Source organism: Clostridium thermosuccinogenes, from assembly GCF_002896855.1.
Taxonomy (GTDB): Bacteria; Bacillota; Clostridia; order Acetivibrionales; family DSM-5807; genus Pseudoclostridium; species Pseudoclostridium thermosuccinogenes.
Genome location: NZ_CP021850.1, coordinates 244,107 through 267,435 on the forward strand (window position 1 = coordinate 244,107; position 23,329 = coordinate 267,435).

At 36.5% G+C, this 23,329-nt stretch carries 19 protein-coding genes; 17 read left to right on the top strand and 2 right to left on the bottom strand.

Features of this window, described 5'->3' with window-relative positions:
• Nucleotides 1-153: 153 nt before the first annotated feature.
• Nucleotides 154-1,185, bottom strand: a complete 1,032-nt coding sequence (locus CDO33_RS01090) for a M28 family peptidase (RefSeq protein ID WP_103080303.1) — start codon at nt 1,183-1,185, stop codon at nt 154-156.
• Between the two features lie 276 nt (nt 1,186-1,461).
• Nucleotides 1,462-2,040: an RNA polymerase sigma factor gene (locus tag CDO33_RS01095; RefSeq protein ID WP_242973487.1), complete on the bottom strand. Its 579-nt coding sequence runs from the start codon at nt 2,038-2,040 to the stop codon at nt 1,462-1,464.
• 325 nt (nt 2,041-2,365) lie between these two features.
• Here CDO33_RS01095 and CDO33_RS01100 point away from each other — a divergent pair, with 325 nt between their 5' ends.
• The 17 genes from CDO33_RS01100 (at nt 2,366) to CDO33_RS01185 (ending at nt 23,293) form a co-directional block, all read left to right on the top strand.
• Nucleotides 2,366-2,788 (top strand): cell division protein ZapA, encoded by a 423-nt coding sequence (locus CDO33_RS01100; RefSeq protein WP_103080302.1) that lies wholly within the window; start codon nt 2,366-2,368, stop codon nt 2,786-2,788.
• A 141-nt stretch (nt 2,789-2,929) separates the two neighbouring features.
• Nucleotides 2,930-3,325 (top strand): hypothetical protein, encoded by a 396-nt coding sequence (locus tag CDO33_RS01105; RefSeq protein ID WP_103080301.1) that lies wholly within the window; start codon nt 2,930-2,932, stop codon nt 3,323-3,325.
• Nucleotides 3,326-3,474: 149 nt separating this feature from the next.
• Entirely contained in the window at nt 3,475-6,021 is a 2,547-nt protein-coding gene (locus CDO33_RS01110; RefSeq protein ID WP_103080300.1) for a U32 family peptidase, read from the top strand.
• 97 nt (nt 6,022-6,118) lie between these two features.
• Nucleotides 6,119-6,622 carry a dUTP diphosphatase gene (gene dut, locus CDO33_RS01115; protein ID WP_103080299.1) on the top strand — a complete coding sequence of 168 codons (504 nt, stop codon included), beginning with the start codon at nt 6,119-6,121 and terminating at the stop codon, nt 6,620-6,622.
• A gap of 279 nt (nt 6,623-6,901) precedes the next feature.
• Complete coding sequence (loaP, locus tag CDO33_RS01120) at nt 6,902-7,516, top strand: antiterminator LoaP (protein ID WP_103080298.1); 615 nt, start codon at nt 6,902-6,904, stop codon at nt 7,514-7,516.
• Between the two features lie 573 nt (nt 7,517-8,089).
• Nucleotides 8,090-9,988 carry a nucleoside-diphosphate sugar epimerase/dehydratase gene (locus tag CDO33_RS01130; protein WP_103080297.1) on the top strand — a complete coding sequence of 633 codons (1,899 nt, stop codon included), beginning with the start codon at nt 8,090-8,092 and terminating at the stop codon, nt 9,986-9,988.
• Nucleotides 9,989-10,125: 137 nt separating this feature from the next.
• On the top strand, nt 10,126-10,770 hold the full coding sequence (locus CDO33_RS01135) for a sugar transferase (protein ID WP_103080296.1): 645 nt from the start codon (nt 10,126-10,128) through the stop codon (nt 10,768-10,770).
• A 4-nt stretch (nt 10,771-10,774) separates the two neighbouring features.
• On the top strand, nt 10,775-11,644 hold the full coding sequence (locus tag CDO33_RS01140) for an NAD-dependent epimerase/dehydratase family protein (RefSeq protein WP_103080295.1): 870 nt from the start codon (nt 10,775-10,777) through the stop codon (nt 11,642-11,644).
• Nucleotides 11,645-11,665: 21 nt separating this feature from the next.
• Nucleotides 11,666-12,904 carry a glycosyltransferase family 4 protein gene (locus CDO33_RS01145; protein WP_103080294.1) on the top strand — a complete coding sequence of 413 codons (1,239 nt, stop codon included), beginning with the start codon at nt 11,666-11,668 and terminating at the stop codon, nt 12,902-12,904.
• 1 nt (nt 12,905) lies between these two features.
• Nucleotides 12,906-13,928, top strand: coding sequence for a nucleoside-diphosphate sugar epimerase/dehydratase (locus CDO33_RS01150; RefSeq protein ID WP_103080293.1), 1,023 nt, complete (start codon nt 12,906-12,908; stop codon nt 13,926-13,928).
• Nucleotides 13,925-15,034: a capsular polysaccharide biosynthesis protein CapF gene (locus CDO33_RS01155; RefSeq protein ID WP_103080292.1), complete on the top strand. Its 1,110-nt coding sequence runs from the start codon at nt 13,925-13,927 to the stop codon at nt 15,032-15,034. The genes CDO33_RS01150 and CDO33_RS01155 overlap by 4 nt, the downstream gene beginning before the upstream one ends.
• A 3-nt stretch (nt 15,035-15,037) precedes the next feature.
• The gene (gene wecB, locus CDO33_RS01160; RefSeq protein WP_103080291.1) at nt 15,038-16,162 is read left to right on the top strand and encodes a non-hydrolyzing UDP-N-acetylglucosamine 2-epimerase; all 1,125 of its coding nucleotides are present in this window, start codon (nt 15,038-15,040) and stop codon (nt 16,160-16,162) included.
• Between the two features lies 1 nt (nt 16,163).
• Nucleotides 16,164-17,369, top strand: coding sequence for a glycosyltransferase (locus tag CDO33_RS01165; RefSeq protein WP_103080290.1), 1,206 nt, complete (start codon nt 16,164-16,166; stop codon nt 17,367-17,369).
• Between the two features lie 35 nt (nt 17,370-17,404).
• The gene (locus CDO33_RS01170) at nt 17,405-18,340 is read left to right on the top strand and encodes a glycosyltransferase (protein WP_151898641.1); all 936 of its coding nucleotides are present in this window, start codon (nt 17,405-17,407) and stop codon (nt 18,338-18,340) included.
• A 932-nt stretch (nt 18,341-19,272) separates the two neighbouring features.
• On the top strand, nt 19,273-20,613 hold the full coding sequence (locus tag CDO33_RS01175) for a hypothetical protein (RefSeq protein ID WP_103080288.1): 1,341 nt from the start codon (nt 19,273-19,275) through the stop codon (nt 20,611-20,613).
• A 273-nt stretch (nt 20,614-20,886) separates the two neighbouring features.
• Nucleotides 20,887-21,732, top strand: a complete 846-nt coding sequence (locus CDO33_RS01180; RefSeq protein ID WP_103080287.1) for a glycosyltransferase family 2 protein — start codon at nt 20,887-20,889, stop codon at nt 21,730-21,732.
• Nucleotides 21,733-21,979: 247 nt separating this feature from the next.
• Complete coding sequence (locus CDO33_RS01185; protein WP_161496432.1) at nt 21,980-23,293, top strand: polysaccharide pyruvyl transferase family protein; 1,314 nt, start codon at nt 21,980-21,982, stop codon at nt 23,291-23,293.
• The last annotated feature ends 36 nt before the right edge of the window (nt 23,294-23,329 follow it).

Consider the following 23,329-nt stretch of genomic DNA (forward strand, 5'->3'; position numbering starts at 1 on the left):
AAATCACATTATTTTTTGAAAATTTTTATAATCAGGTATCCAAAAAGCATTCAAAGACGATGCTTTAAATTTTTTTAGCACGGCTAAAGTTTTCCTTCGATTTTTCTTCCGGTTTGTGTATGTGATTGGATATAGCTTTATCCATGTTAGCTTTTACTTAAATATAATTTCGTTATATCTATCAGGACATATTTCTTTTATTAACGGCCGTACAACCATATCAGCCGCTATCTTTAGCCTTTCTTTGTCTATGTTATCGACATTGTCTTCCGGAGTGTGTATTTCAAAGCTTGTATCAATCTGGCCTATGGTCAGTGAAGCAATTCCTGCCTGAGCAAAAGTGAAATGGTCGCTTAAAGGAGCTATTCCGATTTCCAAGTCTTTATTCTCATCAATTCCTGTTATTATGCTCGTTGCATGGTTTATTTTTCCGTCGATGGTTAATAGACGAGGATCATCGGGCCCTTTTCCAGCAAGAGTATCCAGGTTTATATTTGCTTTTATCCGCTTCAACTCATTTTCACTCAAACTTTTTACATAGTACCGGGAGCCATAAAGCGCATTTTCTTCGCCTCCAAAGAGTATAAAGCGTATTTCTTTATTGCTGGGCAGGTTTTTTATTAGCTTTGCAATTTCAAGGAGAACAGCAACACCTGAACCATTATCGTTTGCACCGGGTGAGTTTTCTGAGCTGTCATAATGAGCACTGATGATAATGATGCTGCTGTCTTCATAATCTGAATCTGCCTTTTTCACGGCAATCAAGTTTTGGCTGTCTCCATCTTTTCTATCTCCGTTAATATCCCAAAAGGCATCATGATTAAATGCGCTTAAGGTTGCGGTTTCGTATGGGAAAGTTTGTACATGCACTTCGTATCCGTATGAGCTTAAAGTTTCCTCAAGAAAGCAACAAGCGTTTTTTTCTTCTGAAGAACCAACCGGTCGTGCACTTTTGCATAGAGTATTGATAGTTTCCATCATATCTTCTATGCTTGGGATTATAGATATTTCGGAAGAGCTTGCCTTATCATCATGGGATTGAGTTTCTTGCTGCAGGGATTGCTTGTCCATTGCTTGTTCGATTTGATTTGATGGGCTTACTGTATCGCAAGCAGTAATTGCTATGGATATTGCAAGAAGGCATATGATGATTTTACATATAGTTTTTGATTGATTGGGCTTCATTTCTATAAATAACCTCCAAGAATTTTATTTAAATGGATAGTATACAACATTATTATTTGCTTTAAATTTAATAAAGCTATTATTGTAGGTAAATAACAAGGGATTATCTCAACGTATTTGCCTGCTATCCGGCCAGTTTACCATCCCTATCAATGGCAGGCTATCATTTATAACCGTTACTACTATGTGTAAAGCCTACGATATAAAAAATAGCTTTCTCCATAAATAACATTGCACAAGTTATGCAAAATCACATGCTTTAATTTGTTTGCATAATCAGTTATCCATAAAATATTCACGGACGATGTTTTTAATTTTCTTTTTCAACCGGTATATCCTTGTCGTTGTAGCTGTGGCCGATATGCCGTATTTCCTGGAGAGGTCGGAAACAGAAGCTTTATTTACAAAGTAATCCACATACAGATCATGTTCGCTGGGTGTGAGCTTTTGCAGTATTTCTGCGCTTAATTTGTCCAAATCCGCAGCGCTGCTAAAAAGTTCCTCCAAATTTATCTCCGGTTCGCATATGCAATTGGAAAAAGCATCATCCATACTGACTTCATGCTTTCTTTTTATGTACATGCTTCTGTATGAGCTATTGATCAGATTTCTTGCGGTAGTGTACAGCCAGCCTTCAACATTGGGGTGGTTTCTTAATTTTGAGATTTGCTTCCGGGCTTCCAAAAAAGTGTTCTGGGTGCATTCCTCAACAAAGTCCATAAATTGCTCCTGTCCCTTGACCAGCCTTTTACAGTAAAAATATATCCGCTCAAAATATTTGGTGCAGAGCGACTCATAAAAAGCATCATCATTGTTAAACTTTATCTTTAGTATATAAATCCCTCCTAATGACAAAAATTTTTCTGCAGAAGGCCAGGATAAAAATTACTATGGCAAGTTATGATTAACACTGCTCTTAGATTACAACAAAAGATAGCAATGAAATACTTATTTAGTTAATTATACCAGACTATTACAGACAGTAAATTAAATTTTCTTTACATTTTTGTTGAAGTTTGTAAGCAATGATATGTTTGACTATTATTTTACATCATATAAAATATGATGCTTTTTATATCGAAATATGGTACAATATAGTAAAATAAAGCCCGTTTTGCAACATCGTGCAGTTTGCTTCCATCAGGCGAAAGGCAAGATTGGTATAAAGGAGCTGATAAGCGTGAGCCAGAAAAACAAGGTAGAAGTCAGGATCGCCGGCTACGACTACACCTTGGTGGGTACCGAGTCGGATGAGTACATCCAGAAAATCGGGCTGTATGTGGATAAAAAAATGAACGAGATAATGAAGGCAAACAGCAAGCTTAGCACCTCGATGGCAGCAATACTTACAGCAATAAATGTTGCAGATGATTATTTCAAGACATATGAAAGAGAAGCCAAGGCGAAGGATGAACTGGAGCAATGCAAAGAAGAACTGGAGAAGCTGAAGCAGGAAAAACAAAGGCTGATTTCGGCCAACAAGGCTCTGGCAGATAAAAGCACAGCACTGCAGCTGGAACTGGCAAAAAGGGAAGCTGAGCTCAAAGAAGTCAGAAATTCGCTGGATAAGGCGAGCATGTATAAGGTTGTCGGGGAGCGGTAGGAGCAGCCTTAAGTATTATCTTTGAAATATCTGAGGTTTTGTAACCAAAAAACCGCTGCCTGAATATCAATTTGTTAATGGGAATTCATCGATGTAATAAGTGGCCGGTATAAATCTTGCCTAGTGGAAAGGGGTATTCTGGTGGATAATATTGTTTGGACGGATGTGGGTCAGATAGTTTTAATTGTTTTGGGCATTGTTGCATGCGTATATCTTATAATTTTGATCAACAATCTCAATAAGAGTATTGCAAAAATAAAAACGATCCTGGATGAAAATGAAGTTAACATCAATCAGGCTTTGAAGGACATACCTGTTGTCACTAAAAACTTGATTGAGATCAGTGAAACTGCAAAAAAAGAAGTAAAGTCAGTGGAGTATGCCATAAGCAGCGTGAGCGAAACCGTAAGCACAACGGCGGCAGCTGCAGGCGCATTTAAAAACAATGTTCTGGATAAAATAAAGACGGTGGTAAGATTTATAGAAATAGCTAGATTTATCATACCGAAGGGTAAAAAGAAATTAAAATTGAAATAAATGTAGATTTTACTGCAAGATTGACTTTATACATAAAACAATTATACCTAAGAAGCGCATAGGCGCTTTTTTGATAAGGGGGCATTCCGCAAGACCAAAACTTAAGGATGGCGGTGTGCCCCCATACACTATTGCCATAGGAGAAATCTATGATAAGTAAAACCGAACTGCTCGCTCCTGCCGGCAACTGGGAAGCATTTATAGCGGCGGTCGAGAACGGGGCCGACGCTGTTTACCTTGGAGGAAAGCTTTTTAACGCCCGGCAGTTTGCAGGAAACTTTGATAATGAACAACTGGAAAAGGCCCTGGATTATGCCCATGTCCGGGGAGTTAAAATATATCTTACCTTGAATACCATCATAGCGGATGATGAAATAGAATCCGCCCTGGGATTTATTGGAGAAGCATACCGCATGGGCATTGACGGAATCATTGTGCAGGACATCGGGCTTGCAAGGCTGATAAGGGAGATATTCCCCGATCTCGACCTGCATGCCAGCACCCAGATGACGGTATACAACTTAGAAGGGGTAAATTTTCTGGAAAAGATGGGCTTTAAGCGCGTTGTCCTGGCCAGGGAGCTCTCCATCGATGAAATAAAACATATAACGTCCAATACCGCTTTGGAAATAGAGGTTTTTATCCACGGAGCCCTTTGCATTTCCTACTCTGGACAGTGCCTTATGAGCAGTGTCATAGGCGGAAGAAGCGGTAACCGGGGGAAATGTGCTCAGCCCTGCAGGCTTCCCTATGAGCTCCTGGGAAGAAAGACAGGCGATGGAGATGCTTCTGACTCCATAAGCAGGTTCCGACCATATGGGAAAGGGTATCTGCTCAGCTCAAAGGACCTGTGCACTGTGGAGGAAATGGGGAAAATTGTGGGCGCCGGGGTGCGTTCCCTCAAAATAGAAGGCAGGATGAAATCGCCGGAGTATGTTGCTGTTGTAGTGGGAACCTACAGAAAGTATCTTGACTTACTGCAGGCATCCGGAAAGGGAGAAGGAGATCATGATGTGCCGGTGGACCACAGAGATCTGGGTAATCTGGCTCAGATATTCAACCGGGGTGGATTTTCCGCCGGGTATTTCCTGGGCAAGCTGGGAAAGGACATGATGAGCTATGAAAAACCTAAAAATTGGGGCATATATCTGGGTGAAGTGATATCCCATGATAAGGCGGCAAAGACGATAAAAGTAAAACTGGCCGAAGAGCTGTCCCTGGGTGACGGAATAGAGGTCTGGAACGGTGAGGAAGGGGAAAGCCCCGGAAATGTTGTGACTCTGCTTAGAAAAGGAAGCAGGGATGTAGATGCTGCCGGTGAGGGTGATATCGTGACGGTGGGCAGTATAAGCGGACGCATATATAAAGGAAACAAAGTGTATAGGACTTCATCAGCAAAGCTCAACGATGCAGCGAGGGAGACATATACAAGACCGGGCCGGCGCGGGGTTCTGCTGTGGGGCCGTATGACCGTAAGGGTAGGAGAACCTGTATGGCTTGCAGTAGGCGATGAAGAAGGGAACCAGGTTGAGGTGAGAGGAAATATTTTGCCGGAGCCAGCCATAAACAAACCTCTGACGGAGGAAAGGCTCATAGGGCAGCTCCTAAAGACCGGAGGTACACCCTTTGATCTTGAAAAACCGGAAATAATCCTGGAACCAGGCTTGTCGCTCCCTATAAGTGAAATAAACAATATCCGGAGGAAAGCCCTCGAGGAGATGGAAAAAAGGAGGGCAGGACAATATAAAAGGAGGTTGCCGGATACGGCAGCGGAGAAAAAGGAAAAGCTGCTGCATTTCCCGGAAAGCGGGCAAAAGAAGGCAAAATGCCCTGAAGTCTCAGTCCTTTTTTATGATGCCGGAGAAAGCTGGGATTATACCCAGCTGGATGCCGACAGGATTTACCTTCCCTTTAGAGGATTTCTGGAGGGGAGGGTAGACGCTTCGACAATAAAAGCCATTAAAGAGGCCGGAAAGGAAGTCTTCCTATGGCTTCCGCCCATAACCCGGGGAAACTATGACCGGCTAATTAAGGCGAAGCTGGATGAGATTGAAGCCATAGGGGTAGACGGAATACTGGCAGGAAATTTAGGCTCTTTGGAATACCTAAGAAACAGAACGAAGCTCATACTGGAAGGGGATTATTCCTTTAACGCCTTCAACAGCTATAGTCTTGAGGAATTATACAAGTCAGGACTTAAGGAGATCACCCTGTCGCTGGAAATGAGCCTGGCTCAGATAAGGAGCCTGAAGGAGGTACCAGGACTTTCAAAAAACGCCGTAGTATATGGACGCATTCCGGTGATGACCAGCGAGTACTGCCCTGTGGGAAGCATTGTCGGAGGATTCGGAAAGGGGCAGGCTTGCAACAAAGCTTGCATGAAAGGGGAATACAGGCTTAAGGATCGCAAGGGTGTGGAGTTTCCGGTACTATGCGACCGCATTGACTGCCGTGCCATTGTGCTTAACTCCAGCGTGATCTTCGTGCCTGACAGCATTGATGGGTTAAGGGATGCAGGGATAAACAGGATACGCCTTAACATAACGGATGAAAAGGCAGAGGAGGTATACCACCTGGTAAGGCTCTTTAGAAGCGCAGCAAAAGACGGTGTCAAGGCTTTGAAGGAGTATGGAGAGTTTATTGATGAAGTAAAAAGCAAAGGATTTACAAAAGGGCATTATTATAGGGGTGTGTGAGCTAAGCTAAATATTGCAAAAGGTTCCGGTGCGTAAGCTCAATACGCGGATGCCTTGATGGAAACTAAAAATAAAAAAGATGAAAAGGGGATAAAAAATGAGCAAAGAGATAGAGGTCTATGTGGAAATCTGCCGGGAAGGCGCCATACTCCCGGAATATGCCCGGCCAGGGGACGCAGGCATGGATGTATATGCCGCTGAAGAAGCTTTTATAAACCCGGGGGAGACCGTGGTGATACCTACAGGACTGAAACTGGCCATACCGGAAGGCTTTGAGATACAGGTAAGGCCCAGGAGCGGTGTTTCCTTAAAGACGCCCTTAAGGATCACCAATTCGCCGGGTACGATAGACAGCGGTTATAGGGACGAACTGGGCATAATAATGACCAATACCTCGGAGACAAACGGAAAGGAATCCGAAGAGGTATTCACCATCGACAGCAAAGGAAACAAAAAAGGCATCTATCATATCCGAAAAGGCGACCGCATAGCTCAGATCGTTCTCCAGGAAGTGCCACGCATGAGGCTGTCAGTAGTGGATTCGGTAAAAGGTATCGGCACGGATCGAGGTGGAGGTTTCGGATCTACCGGGATAAGATGAAATAAATATTCATAAGTTTAATCATTTCCTGCAAATATTCCCCGAAAAAAGTTTCGGCAAATACTTGCAGGGTAGTACTTGAGTTGCCGGATTTCAAGGCACTTACATATAAAAATTGGATGTTTTTTGTAGAGAAATAGGCTAAATTGGCAATGCTTGAAGGAATTTTATGTTTTACAAAAAGCATACTCGTATGTATAATTTACAAAGGGAAGCGGGCAAGCATATGGCGCTGCATACAGTTAATGCTTGTTGACACTCCGTCCCATACGGTTTAAAATGAAATTGCCTATCCGCTATCTCACAGCAGCATGGCGGATAAGCTGCAATCAGCATAGCCGGTACAATAAACCGCAGGGTGGTGATATTACGGAGCAAGTGGTATTTAGCGATGATTGGTATGCCTTGTTTGTTCGCACCGGTAAGGAAGACCAGGTAAAGGATTATATACTGAAGAACTCTGACGGCAAATTAAGGGCTGTAGTTCCCAAGAGGAAGCTAAAAGAGAGGAAAGGCGGTTCCTGGTCATATGTAATACGCACCCTTTTTCCCGGGTATGTGCTGCTAAATGGTGACATCGAGGATGAAAAGCACAATTATTACAAGGATATACCCGGGGCTATAAAGCTCCTGAGAGGCGGCTATGAACCTTTAAAGATTGAAAAGCATGAGATATGGACGATAAGCAGCCTTATCTGCGATGATGAGACCATCGGTTTTTCCAGCGTGATGATAAAAGGCGGAAAAGTTGTGGTGGTAGATGGCCCTCTTGTTTCGATGGAAGGACTGATTGTAGATATCAACAGGAGGAAGGAAAGGGCGAAGGTAAGGCTTAACTTTATGGGTGAGCCGAGAATTGTGGAGTTGGGGATATCGGTCCTGCAACCGGTCTGAAAGCAGTTTATCCTGCTGATGGAATGGATACAGGTTCTTGCAAAAAATATCAATTTACTTATTAATTTTGGCAAAAAAAATCACATTGCCCCATAAAAGCAGGTAATGCTTCAAAGACAGGTATATGTTGACATTTTTAGCTAACGTAACTAAAATTAAAACTGCAGATTGATTTGCTGTTTTAGTAATTTGCTTAATCTTTTGAACCAGTTTACAGCAGGCCGGTTTTGCGCCTGCTTTTAAGTAAGACAAAATCCGAAGTTCTGCTCTGGTGTTTCGGCCCACTGCCAGAATAAGGAGGAGATACTAATCTAATTTTGTAGCATGGAAGAATCGCCATGTGAAAGGGCGAAGCTATGCTTTCAGGTCTATGAAGAAAATTTGCTTAATAATAATAGATAAATAAAGAATTAGTATATTTATCCGTTTGTGATGGAAAAACGGGTGAAAAATATAGAAACTTAACTCCTGAAAGGGCAAGTTAAAACTCTTGGTAAGTCCTCAATGGCAATTCGTTGGGTTCATTGGACTAAGGAGTTAAGATGAAAGGCAGGAGCAATCAAAGCGGCGTGTATGGCAAGAGTGGCTTTGCTTCCGGCCTTAAGCAGGGGGGTAAAATGGTTGCTGATTTATACTCGTAAATTGCTACTGGTAATAGTAGATTTTGTCCTTATCAGTTTATCCATATATATAGGTTTAGTTCTTAGATTTGACGGGGAGATACCCGAGTTATATTTGTCCAGATTTGTCAATTCTTTTGCCATACTAGCAGCTGTAAATGTTCTTATATACTTCATTTTCGGTATTTATCACAGTTTATGGAGAAATGCAAGCGTAGACGAGCTTTTTATGCTGTTTTTTGCGACAGTATCGGCAAGCATAATCGACCTTTTGATTGGCTATGGCTTCGATATCAGGCTCCCCAGGTCCGTATACATCATTTCCTGCCTTTTGGCCTTAATCTTCATTGGAGGATTCCGTATGAGCTACCGGGTGCTCAGGAGACTTAAAAATGTGGGTATTTCAATGCACGACAAAAGGAAGAGGGTAATGGTGATAGGCGGCGGCGATGCCGGCTCCATGGTGATAAAGGAGTTGAAAACTGCCGGATGTACGCAGTATCAAGCAGTGGCTGTGATTGATGATGACAGATGGAAGCAGAAATTGAAAATACATGGCGTTCCTATAAAAGGCGGCCGGGAAAAGATATGTGAGGTTGCTGAGAAAGACGGCATTGATGAAATAATAATAGCCCTGCCGTCAGTAGACAGAAAAGAAGTATCGGAGATTCTGGATATATGCAAGAAGACAAAGTGCAAGCTGAAAACCCTGCCTGGTGTATATGAAATAATTAATGGTAAGGTGGGTCTCAGCCAGATAAGGGATGTAAGCATAGACGACCTCCTGGGAAGGGATGAGGTCAAGCTGGATATGCATGAAGCCTCAGGGTATCTGAAAGACGAAGTGGTATTGGTGACAGGGGGAGGCGGGTCCATAGGCTCCGAGCTCTGCCGGCAGATAGCCAGGTTTAAACCTAAAAAGCTGATAATCCTGGATATATATGAGAATAACGCTTATGACCTGCAGAATGAACTTCTGCAAATATATAAAAATGATATAAACCTTGAAGTGGTCATAGCATCGGTAAGGGACAGGAAGAGACTGAGGCAGGTATTTGAAACCTACCGCCCTGGTGTAGTATTCCACGCAGCGGCTCACAAACACGTGCCCCTTATGGAAGCTAATCCTGCCGAGGCTGTGAAGAACAACATTTTTGGGACACTAAACACGGCCCAGTGCGCTGATGAGTTCGGAGTAAAGAGGTTTGTGCTCATCTCCACAGACAAGGCCGTAAACCCGACAAATATCATGGGAGCCACCAAAAGAGTGGCTGAGATGATAATCCAGTCTTTGGACAAAATCAGCAAAACTGAGTTTGTGGCTGTAAGGTTTGGTAATGTTTTGGGAAGCAATGGCAGCGTCATTCCTCTTTTTAAGAAACAGATAGCCAATGGGGGCCCGGTCACGGTAACCCATCCTGAGATAACCAGGTTTTTCATGACCATTCCGGAAGCGGCCCGTTTGGTGCTGCAGGCGGGAGCTATGGCCCGCGGAGGGGAAATATTCATACTGGATATGGGCAAGCCGGTAAAAATAGTGGATCTGGCTAGAGACCTTATACGTCTGTCAGGCTTTGAGCCGGATAAGGATATTAAGATAGAATTTACTGGCCTCAGACCGGGAGAGAAGCTTTATGAAGAGCTGCTGCTGGCTGAGGAGGGTATCCAGGCTACCCGGCATGACAAGATATTCATAGGAAAACCTCTGGATATTGAATACATGGATCTGATGGAAAAGCTCAGGAAGCTGGAAGTCAATGTAGATGACCCGGAAAAGCTGAGGGAGACTATGGCTATGGTAGTGCCGACCTATAATTATGCCAGGGAAGAAGTTGCCGCAGCTGGGATTTAGAAAGTTGAAATATTAAATTTTTAAGTAGTAAGGTATATAGACTAGCATTCTTTAAAGAAGTGCTGTGTCAGCACATGCTGGAATATAATAAAAACGCAAGAACTTAGATTCATGTAGAAGTATGGGGGTCTTAAGCAGTGGTTTACTTAAAAATAAAGCGACTATTAGATATTGTGATTTCGCTTGTAGGATTGGTTTTATTATCTCCGCTGTTTTTAATTTTGGTTGTGGCAATTAAACTGGATTCCAAAGGACCGGTATTGTTCAAGCAAAAACGTGTAGGGATTCATAAGAGTCATTTTGACATATTGAAATTCCGCACAATGCGTATAGATACTCCCAAAGATACACCAACACATATGCTCAAAAACCCCGAGCAATATATAACAAGAGTAGGCAAGTTTTTGCGCAAGACAAGCCTGGATGAGCTACCGCAGATATGGAATATTCTCATAGGACATATGTCCATTATAGGGCCAAGGCCTGCTCTCTGGAACCAATATGATCTGATAGCAGAGAGGGATAAGTACGGAGCTAATGACGTGCGACCAGGATTGACCGGCTGGGCGCAGATCAATGGCAGGGATGAACTGCCGATTGAGGTTAAAGCAAAGTTAGATGGAGAGTACGTTAAGAGAATTAGCTTCTTGTTTGATCTAAAATGCTTCTTTGGCACCATTGTCAGTGTAATCAAAAGCGACGGCGTGATTGAAGGCGGAACCGGCGCGATAGAAGAAGCTAAAAATAAAGCTGAAGCTGAGAAGGTTTTAGAGGAGGCATAATAGATTGAAAAAGATTCTTATTACTGGTGCCAACAGCTATATTGGGACAAGCTTTGAAAAGTGGGTGGCACAGTGGCCGGATAAATATTCTGTTGATACTGTTGATATGATAGATGGTACCTGGAAAGAGAAAGATTTTTCCGGCTATGATGTTGTATTTCATGTGGCTGGGATTGTTCATGTAAAAGAAAAAAATACAAGTAAATATTTCGAAGTAAATAGAGATTTGGCTGTAGATGTAGCGGAGAAAGCAAAGTCTGAAGGAGTAAAACAATTTATATTTTTAAGTACAATGGGGGTTTATGGAACTGAAACAGGATATATAACAGAAAAAACTTTACCTGACCCGAAGACACCATATGCCAAATCAAAATACGAAGCAGAAAAGTTGCTATTGAAAATGAATGAAGATAGTAGTTTCAAGGTAGCGGTTCTTAGACCTCCAATAGTTTATGGAAAGGGTTGTAAAGGTAATTATCCAAGATTAGCTCGCTTGGCTGTTAAATTGCCTATCTTTCCTGATGTAAATAATGAGCGAAGTATGATATATATAGATAATTTATCTGAATTTACTCGGTTATTGATAGAGTATTGTGCTGAGGGATTATTTTTCCCTCAGAATAAGGACTATGTAAATACTACTGAATTGGTAAGACTCATTGCAAAATCGCATAATAAAGAGATTAGAATTACTAAGTTTTTTAATTTTGCTATTAGTATAGGTTTTAAGATGTCAGAAACATTAAGAAAAGTTTTTGGATCTTGTGTATATGATAAAAAAATGATTGGTTATCATGGTACAACTATTGATGGATGGAAGATGGAATATGAAACTGTTTCCTTTGAGGAATCGATTAAACTGACAGAAAGTTAATAACTGAGGGAAAAAGTATCTATGAAACAGAAAAAGGATATTTTGTTTTTATGTCAATATTTTTATCCAGAATATGTATCTTCAGCCACGCTTCCATATGACACAGCAGTAGCATTAGTAAAGGCTGGTTTTAGTGTTGGAGCTATGTGTGGGTATCCAAAGGAATACAATAAGTCAGGAAAAGTTCCTTTGAAAGAAGTCTATGAAGATATAGAAATAAGAAGATTAAAGTATATCCAACTAAAGCGAAGTAATTTTATTGGAAGATTAATTAATTATTTTTCATTCACTTTTTCTGTTGCTTTAAGATTTCCTAGTTTACGAAATTATAAATCTATAATTGTTTATTCCAATCCACCAGTATTGCCTTTAATTGCAGCATGGGCAAGCAAGCTCTTTCACACAAAAATAGTTTTTGTTAGTTATGATGTCTATCCTGAGATTGCTCATATTACAAATAGTATTTCAGTAAGTAGTATAATTAGTAAAATGATGAAAAAATTTAATAAGACTATTTTTAAACATGTAAATAAAGTAGTGGCTTTATCAAATGAGATGAAAGATTATCTGCTAGAACATAGATTATCGTTAAAGCGTCATCAAGTAGAAGTAATTCCTAATTGGTATGAAGATAAGGGAATTATAGATACTTCAAAATCCTATAAGAATGAGTTATTTAAAGATTTGGCATTAGGGGAGAACCTTGTGGTTTCTTATTTTGGAAATATGGGAATCTGCCAAGATCTGGATACTATATTAGATGCAATAAGAGAACTAAAAAATATAAATGACATAAGATTCATATTCGCCGGGCATGGAAATAAAATGGAAGCTTTTAAGTCTATAGTAAAAGAAGAAAACCTACAGAATGTTACTATATATGATTTTTTACATGGTCAAGATTTTCAAGACGCTTTGAATATAAGCGATTGCTTTCTTGTAAGCTTGGCAGAGGGTTTAACAGGCCTTGCAGTACCTAGTAAAACATACAGTTATATGATGGCTGGAAAACCGGTAATTGCCATTATGGGCAGAAACTCAGATATATCAAAGGATTTATTAGAGAATGATGCTGGTTTTGCATTGGAAGTTGGAGAGGTATCAAAATTAGTAAATGCAATACTTGAATTAAAGAACGACAAAACAAGAAAAGAATTGATGGGTAAAAACTGTAGGGAGTTATTTCTTAAGAAATATACAAAAGAAAAGTGTACTCAACAGTATGTAGATATGATGAAAAAAATATTGGAGGCGCATTAATTTGTTTAAAAATAAGACTCTACTAATTACAGGTGGTACAGGGTCCTTTGGAAACGCTGTGATGAAGAGATTTTTAAATACGGATATTAAAGAAATCCGAATTTTTTCTCGTGACGAAAAAAAGCAGGATGACATGAGAAAACATTATAAAAATGATAAACTGAAGTTTTATATTGGTGATGTGAGAGATTTGCAATCTATAAAAAATGCTATGCATGGCGTTGACTATATATTTCATGCAGCTGCTCTCAAACAGGTTCCGTCCTGTGAGTTCTTTCCGTTGGAAGCCGTAAAGACTAATATTTTAGGAACAGATAATGTACTTACTGCAGCAATAGAATATGGAGTTAAAAAAGTCATTTGCCTGTCAACTGATAAAGCAGCATACCCGATAAATGCCATGGGTATTTCCAAGGCTATGATGGAAAAAGTATTTGTTGCAAAGTCAAAAACAGTAGATCCAAATAAAACTCTTATTTGTGGCACCAGATATGGTAATGTAATGGCATCAAGGGGATCTGTGATACCACTTTTTGTTGAGCAGATTAAAAGTGGACAACCCTTGACAGTAACAAACCCAAATATGACAAGATTTTTGATGAGCCTTGATGAAGCTGTTGAGCTTGTAGTTTTTGCATTTCAGAATGCTGAAGCCGGAGATATTATGGTACAAAAAGCTCCAGCATCAACCATTGGAGATTTAGCTCAGGCAGTTAAAGAATTATTTAACGCGGATAATGAAATAAAGATAATCGGAACTCGTCATGGAGAGAAAAGGTACGAGACTCTTCTCACTAAAGAAGAGTACCTGGTAGCTCAGGATATGGGGGGATTTTTCAGAGTTCCTGCCGACAAAAGAGATCTTAACTATGACAAGTATTTTGTAGAAGGAAATCAGAGGCTTTCTTCCGATGAAGAGTATAACTCTGATAACACTGAAAGGTTAAATGTTGAACAGATAAAAGAAAAACTTCTTTCTCTTGATTATATAAAAGAAGAACTAGATAGGTGGAATAGGTCATGAAAATTTTAGTCACCGGTGCCAAGGGGTTCATAGGTAAAAATCTTGTTGCTGAACTAAAGAACAGAAAATACATGGATGTATTTGAATATGATAAAGACACGGATCCCAGCTTACTTGATGAATATTGTAAGAAAGCGGATTTTGTATTTCATCTTGCGGGAGTGAACCGTCCAAAAGAGCAATCGGAGTTTATGGAAGGGAATTTCGGATTTACTTCTATTTTGTTGGATACCCTAAAAAAATACCATAATAACTGCCCAGTGATGATTTCATCTTCAATACAGGCAGAATTGAATAACCCTTATGGTAAGAGCAAGAAAGCTGGAGAGGATTTACTCTTTGAATATGGGAAAGAAACAGGAACAAAAGTGCTTGTTTATCGCTTCCCTAATGTATTTGGCAAATGGTGCAGGCCAAATTATAACAGTGCAGTTGCAACATTTTGCTATAATATTTCTCATAACCTGCCTATCACTATTAATGATCCAAATGTTGTTATGAGATTAGTTTATATAGATGATGTAGTGGATGAATTGATTAATGCTTTAAATGGTAAGGAAAATAGAGTCGGTAATTTTTGTGAAGTGCCGATAGTTTACACTATCAAACTAGGGGAAATTGCCGATTTACTATATTCATTTAAGAAAAGCCGTGAGGAACGCTCAATTCCGGATATGTCTGATGCGTTTACAAAAAAACTATACAGTACATATTTGAGCTATTTACCTGAGGACCAGTTCAGCTATGAGCTTAAGATGAATGTGGATAACAGAGGGTCTTTTACGGAGTTTATTAAAACGCCTGAAAGAGGACAGGTATCTGTTAATATATCCAAGCCTGGAATAACCAAAGGAAACCACTGGCATCATACAAAAATCGAAAAGTTTCTTGTGGTAAGCGGCAAAGGAGTCATACGCTTTAGAAAAGTAGATTCAGATGAGATTATTGAGTATTACGTAAGTGGGGACAAGCTGGAAGTGGTGGACATACCTCCAGGCTATACTCACAACATTGAAAATCTTGGAGATACGGATATGGTCACCATAATGTGGGCAAATGAGTGCTTTGATCCTGAGAAGCCGGATACTTGCTATTTGGAGGTTTAGTTGATGAAGAAACTTAAAGTAATGACAGTAGTTGGGACAAGACCAGAAATTATAAGATTATCTGCGGTTATAAATAAATTGGAAGAATCAGAAGCAATAGAGCATATCCTGGTTCATACCGGTCAAAATTATGATTATGAACTAAATGAAGTTTTTTTTAAGGATTTAAAACTAAAAAAGCCGGATTATTTTCTTAATGCTGCTACAGGCACGGCAGTAGAAACTATAGGGAATATCCTTATTAAAATAGACCCAATTTTAGAAGAGACAAAGCCAGATGCTTTACTTATACTGGGAGACACTAACAGTTGTTTGTGTGCTATTGCAGCTAAAAGAAGGCATATACCCATATTTCATATGGAGGCAGGTAATAGATGTTTTGACCAAAGAGTACCGGAGGAAACCAATAGAAAGATTGTAGATCATATATCGGATATTAACTTGCCCTATAGTGATATAGCAAGAGAATATCTGCTGAGAGAGGGATTGCCTGCTGATAGAATCATAAAAACCGGCAGCCCAATGTTTGAGGTGCTTAATTCCAGAAGAGAAGATATTGAAAAGTCCGATATACTAGAAAGGTTAGAGCTTGAAGAAGGAAAGTACTTTGTAGTTTCTGCCCACAGGGAAGAAAATATCAATGATGAGAAGAATTTCTTGGACTTGGTTGATAGTCTGAATGCTGTTGCAGAAAAATATAAGTTACCTTTAATAGTAAGCACACACCCTAGGACAAGAAAAATGATTGAAGCTAAGAGGGTTGAATTTCATCCCTTAATAAGGACAATGAAGCCTTTAGGCTTTATTGATTATGTGAAGTTGCAAATTAATGCAAAAGCGGTACTTAGTGATAGTGGTACAATAAGTGAGGAATCGTCTATTCTTGGACTTAGGGCGCTTAATATCAGGCAAGCACACGAAAGGCCAGAAGCGATGGAAGAAGCATCGGTTATGATGGTAGGACTGAAGAAAGAGAGAATACTGCAGGGATTAGCTATGTTAGAAACTCAAAGAAAAGGGGCATTGAGGACTGTAGCAGATTACAGTATGCCTAATGTATCAGATAAAGTAGTTAGGATTATATTGTCGTATACTGATTATGTGAATAGAGTAGTGTGGGGTAAATAAGATGAAAGTACTTCAAATTAATACTGTTTGTGGAATTGGAAGTACAGGTAGGATTGTAACAGATATCCATAATACCTTAATTAAGCTAGGATATGATAGCTATATCGCATATGGCAGAGGAATAGCTAAAAATTGCAATAATGCAATTAATATTGGATCGAAGTTTGATGTATATAAACATGCTTTGCAAACTAGAATATTAGATATTCATGGATTTGGGTCGAGAAAAGTTACTCAAGGTTTTGTAAAAAAAGTTGAAAAACTAAATCCAGATATCATACACTTGCATAATATTCACGGGTATTATATAAACATTGAAATATTGTTTGATTGTTTAAAAAAGTTGAATAAACCTGTTATTTGGACATTACACGATTGTTGGGCATTTACAGGACATTGTGCATACTTTGATTATGTCGGATGCAATAAATGGAAGACAGGTTGCTATAATTGCCCACAAAAGAGAAGCTATCCATCGAGTATACTGTTTGATAACTCTAAAAAGAACTATAATAAAAAGAAAGAGATATTTTCTGGATTAAAAAATATGACAATTGTCACACCTTCTAATTGGCTTGCGGAATTAGTTAGGGTATCTTTTTTAGGAGACTATAATATAAAAGTTATAAATAATGGTATAGACGTGGAGATATTTAATCCAACTGAAAGTGAATTTAGAAAAAATTATAATCTTGAAAATAAGTTTATTATTTTAGGCGTTGCGAATATATGGGATAAAAGAAAAGGCATTAAGTACTTTTTTGAATTATCTAGCAAGTTACAATCAGACGAAGTGATTGTTTTAGTTGGCTTAACTAAAAAACAAAAAAAAGAACTTCCAAGTAAAATAATTGGAATATGCAGAACTAATAATGTAAAAGAATTAGCAGAGATTTATACAGCAGCAGATGTTTTTGTTAACCCGACTTTAGAAGATAATTTCCCAACAACTAATTTAGAATCATTAGCTTGCGGGACACCAGTAATAACTTTTAGCACAGGTGGAAGTGTAGAATGTATAGAGCAAGATACTGGTTTTGTAGTGTCAAAAGGGAAAACTGATGAATTATTATGCAAAATTAAAAAGATAAGGGAAAAAGGAAAAGAGTTTTACTCAAAAAATGCCGTAGTACGTGCTAATAAACTATATAACAAAGAGGATAGATGTAGAGAATACATAGAGTTATACGTTAATAATTTACATTAGTGCAAATGGGGGATATTTAGTTGATAAGCGTATGCATGGCTACATACAATGGAGAAAAATTTATTGAAGAGCAGCTGCTATCAATTTTAAAGCAAACAAGACAACCTGAGGAAGTGGTTATTTGTGATGATAATTCTTCTGATAATACTGCCAAAATAATTGCTCAGTTTATAGAAGATAATGGCTTACAGGATAGATGGAAGCTCATAATAAATAAAGAAAATAAAGGATATCCGATGAATTTTTTCTATTGCATTGATAATTGTAAAGGAGATATAGTATTTCTTTCTGATCAAGATGATGTTTGGAAAATAGATAAAATTGAAAGAATGGAAACAGTTTTGAATGAGAATCCAAATATCCAGTTACTCAGCTGCAACTATGGTGTAATAGATGCTGATAATAATAAAATTAATGGTTTAATGACTCCTAAAACCTCAGAAACAATGAAAATTACACCGGTTTATATCCAGGACATTTTACGTTCTTTTAGGTGGCCAGGAATGACAATGGCAATTAGAAAAAATTACTATAAAAAAATATGTAGTAATTTTAGAAACTTAAGAGCCGCTCATGATATGATTTTTGCAATTTTTGCTTCTAATGATAACGGGTTTTATTATTATGACTATATTGGTGTATACCATAGGCGTCACAGCAATAATACAGCCAAGGAAGAACACCGCATTTTTAAATTATTAAATTTAGAAAGAAAATTGTTTGAAGTAGAAAAATATAACAATATACTAGAAGAGATTGTCTGTAAAGAATTTAACTTAAATACAGAGGTGAATACTGCAATAAAGGAGAGGTTAAAAATATCTAAATTCAGGTATGATATTCTTAAAAAGAGGAAATTTAGTAAATTATTTAGTTTATATATAAAAAATATGAATTACTTACGTGTGAAATCGTTTATTTGTGATTTTTGGCTGCTATGCTTTGGTGGTTATGGCAAATATAGTAATTAAGATGGAAAATAAATTTAATAATTACTATTCTTGTATGCATTTAATATTATTGGTGTTGTACATTGACAAGTAAATAATTGTATTAGCAATAAGAGGTAAAACAAAAAATAAGTTAACCGAGTGTGGCAACTTTTAATTGATACGAACAAATTATTTCCATGAGCGGCAAGCTTATGCTTGAGATAATAATAGGACAAATCAAAGAAAATTAATTATATAAATGTGCTAAATTTACCTTATAGTAATGCTTTAAGCAACCTATGGCATTTATGGTCTAAGTTATTATTACCAATGAAAGAATCAAAAAAAGTTTCTAGGATCTATTCAGAGCATACCTGTATCGGGATAGAAGCTATGGTTCAAGATTTCTTGGAGAATATAGGTGGAATAATTGGTATGAAGATTACAAGAGAATTAACTATTCTCTAAAATATTATCCTAATTTTTATGGAGACATTCCGATTTATATGATAAACTAGCATTTATAATAAGTGCAATGTTAGCTATACCACATATGAAAGCATATTATAGTTCCAGAGTCATAGGATATTGAAATGAGTTAACAGTATCATTAAAACTCAGTTAGGTTTGATTAGTACTAGGTGGAATCCTAAACAACAATAATGCGTTTCAGGTGTAAGGTCTTTATGACCTAAACATTTCCGGAGCTTTTCAAGGTTCCGAACAAGAAATCCTTACAGCTTCAAAATCTGGGAGATACTATAAGGTATTTCAGAAATCAATACTTGGTTTCTACTAACAGGTATGTATATACTATGCAGTAAATGAGGTAACTGTCAATATTGTTATTACAAAATTAGGGATAGCCATGAAAACATTTACATTTTACTATGCAACTTAAGTTTAATAAATGCAATAATAGACAATGGATAAAGAAAAAACAATGATAGGATATAAATCGAGGGGGAAATATGGAATTACTATTTTGGTTTACCGCGTTTATTTGCTTTTCTCAAGGAATATACAGAATAATATTTAGAAAAGATTACTTTAATATTTATACATATTTACTTATTGGAATAAATCTTCCGTTACTTATGTATTTTTTAAAGTGGTCTACCTTAATTGAGGACGGTATAGCGCCGGTTTTCTATTTTATCTTTATTATTCTAAATATGCTTGTAATTTTGGCTAATTTAGTCGATAGAAGAACAATTAATGAAAAAGTTATAATTATAAAAGCTAAAAAAAATAAGGGAGTTTTACTTGCTATTAATATAGTTTACTTTGGACTTACATGTCTGGAAAACTATTTAGGGTCAGGATATATATTCCCAGCATTGCATAATGTAGATATACATACTTATTCAGCCCCTTTTATATCGTATTTTACTAATAGCTTATTTGTTGTTTTACTAGCGAATTTTCTATATTGGTATACAACTAAAAAAAGGATATATCTATTTGGGATAGTTTTTTTCATACTACTACTTATGATAGGTAAGTCTTCAAGAATGATAGTTTTAATAAGCTTTATTCAACTTATGTCGTTTGCATTCTTTCTATATATTAATGATAAAAAGCTAGGGAGATATGTTAGAAAGAAATTCTTTAAGAACAAAAAACAAAAATATGTTTTTGTAATATTTGGGATATTATTAATTCTATTCATGGTGAAATATACGGATTATAGGATGAGTCATTATGGGAAATATGATATTAATTATGCTGATACAATAGGTTATAGTGGGCCTGAGACTTTTAAAAATGTGATTTCGGTATATTATGGTTATTTTCCAATGTCACTAAACAACCTCAATATTAATATTAAGTACCGAGATATATATCCAAATTATATAGGTTTATATTCTTATAAATGCTTATATTTTGGTATTCTTCGGATTCATAATATATTTGATTTAAATCCGTATCAACCCGAAGTAGGTGGTTTATATGCATCTAAAAGTGCAACGGTACCAACAGGTTTTTTTGATTTTTATTATGATTTTGGGTTTTTGTGTATAATACCTATATTTATAGCAATTTTAATATATGTTTTATTAAAAAGAATAGTGTTAAGAAAAACATCTTCTGTTGGAACTTATGCTATATATTTTTACTGGGTACCATTATGGAGTTTTATGTCGTTTCAAAATACTATTTATGGGAGCTTAGTTTTAATTGTTACAATGATCTTATACTTTATTATTAACTACTTATTTAGAATAGAGTATATCAATGCATCCGAGAGCAATATTAGTAAAGAAAATAATGATGTAAATTCTAATCATAATAAACATATTACTAATTAGTGTTATTGTGCATTGAAAAGGGATAATTGGATTAGTATAGTATGACAAAACAAAAGTATAAATTAACCGAGTGCGATAAAGCTCGAACTGACACAAAATATACATTATAATATTTCTGCAGTCAATATTTGGTGCGTGTTACAAAGTTTCCATATGTTTGTGCAGAAAATGATGTAAGTTATAACATTATATTTACAAAGTTGGGTTTATTGTATAAAGTTTTACATTTCCAGGTATAAATTTAATATAGTATCATTTGGAAGGTGAGAAATAATGAATTATAAAATAGCGACTGTAATTGTTACTTATAATCGAAAAAATATGTTATTAAAGAATATTGAATGTTTATTAAAGCAATCTAGACAGATTAATAAAATATATATAATAGACAACGCAAGTACAGATGGTACGGAAGATTCTATTAAGAAATATTTAGATAATCCAATAATTATATATAAAAGATTAACTGAAAATATAGGAGGCTCAGGAGGATTTTATACTGGAATTAAACAAGCATATGAAGATGGATTTGATTATATATGGGGAATGGATGATGATGCTTTTCCAAAAGTAAATGCTTTACAAGAAATATGTGATATAATAGACACAAGGAAAGAATTAGCATGTTATTGGAGCAATTGTAACAATGATAGTGATTTTTGTTCAAATATAAAGGAAGTTACAACATGGATGTTTGTTGGATTTTTTATTCCAAAAGAAATCATAGATAAAGTTGGTTTACCTAGGAAAGATTTTTTTATATACTATGATGATGATGAATATGCTCGCAGAATAATAAAAAAAGGATACAAAATATATAAAATTAGAGATTCTATAATTAGCCATAGCGACTTTGGTCATAGAGAGAATTTTGAAAAAAAAATTCTAGCAAAGCAGATTGTGTTTCCTAAAATGGCTAACTGGAGAATGTATTATTTTATAAGAAATTCAATATTAATGTATGATTTCTATGATAAGAAAAAATATATACAGTTATTATATGTATTGCCTAAAATATTTATGAAGTTGGTTTTATTAGGAGTACCTCAAAAAAAAGTATTTTTTAAAGCATATATTGATGGAGTTAGAGGAAAATCGGGAATAGTAATGAGGCCTTAGAACTTAACATATTAAAACTAATGACTGCATTTTTGGAATTTGTACATATTATATAACTGAATTGTTAAAAGTATAGAATTTATGATTTTTGATATAGATAAGGAAAAAGTAAAAAATAAGGATTATTTAACCTTATACTATGAAAATAAGTGTTTATTCTTGGTGCCAAAAATTCTGTTTTGATAAAGTTTCTTTTAATGAATTCTATCTTTATAAATTACCCTTATTATATATTGGAGGAGATTCAATGAAAATAGTGTATATAGCCGATAATCGAAACAGAGGTAATTATGGCTGTCGAGCTACAAGTACAGCATTGTCACAATTAGTTTCAGAAAAACATGAAATAGTAGGTCGCATAAGTGGTCGCTATACAAATTACGAGACAGGAAGACTTTTTTTTGCAAAATATCTACCATCGTGGGTTTATGGAAAGCTCGGAAATATACCTAATTGGGAATACATAAAAAAAGTTATTTATATGTGGACAAGATTTAGAGCTAAAGATAAGTATCTGCTGGGTCGATATGATTATGTTTCTCAAGATCTTGATAAGTCAATTAGTAATTTAATTAAATGTCTTCCTGCAAATCCTGAGTTAAACGAATTCGATTTAAGACAATATGATTTTGATGCTATTGTTGTAAATGGAGAGGGATCATTCATTTTTTCAACACCGCCAAGAAGAGAATCATTGGTAATAGCTATGTTGATACATTGGGCGCAAAAAATGGGAAAAAAGGTTTTCTTTATGAATGCAATGTTTTCAGATTGTCCATTTAGCGAAAGAAACACTAAAACGATTAATATTGTGGATGAAATATTGGCAAAAAGTGATTTAGTAGTTGTACGCGAAAATTACTCATATGAATATGTATCAAACTATCTTCCCCATGTACATCCTGTGATAATTCCAGATGCTTTGTTCTCTTGGTATGATTTGGTCAATGACGAACATCAAGTGTTGAATGGTAAATATTACATGCCACAAAAAAATGAATCAGATGAATTTTATTATTCTTATGATTTTATTCAGCCTTATATTTGTATCTCAGGAACTTCAGCACGAATTAACTATAGTGATATTAATGAACTGATACAGTCATTTTGCATGTTGACTTTAAAGGTAAAAAATGAATTTAATTTAAAAGTGTATTTAGTTCAAGCTTGTGAAGGCGATGATTTTCTATACGATGTAGGGAAAATTACAAATACTCCGGTTATTCCATTAGAAACACCAATTATTGCCGCAGCTAAAATATTAGCAAATGCTAGATTGCTTATTTCAGGAAGATATCACCCTAGTATCATGGCTTCATTAGGTGGAACACCTTGTATATTTATGAAGTCAAACTCGCATAAAACATTAAGTTTACAGCAACTGTTGGAGTACGATAAAATTTATGAATATGAATCAACACCGGATGAAAATGAATGTAATGAAATAATAGTACATGCTCGTTCTATGTATGATTCTGGGGAAGCTTTAAGAAATAAGATAAAAAATCGATGCAAAGCACTGAGCATCGAAGCACGAAAAATGATTGATCTCATTAATTGAACTGTAACATATAATTAAAGTATTAAGAAAAACACA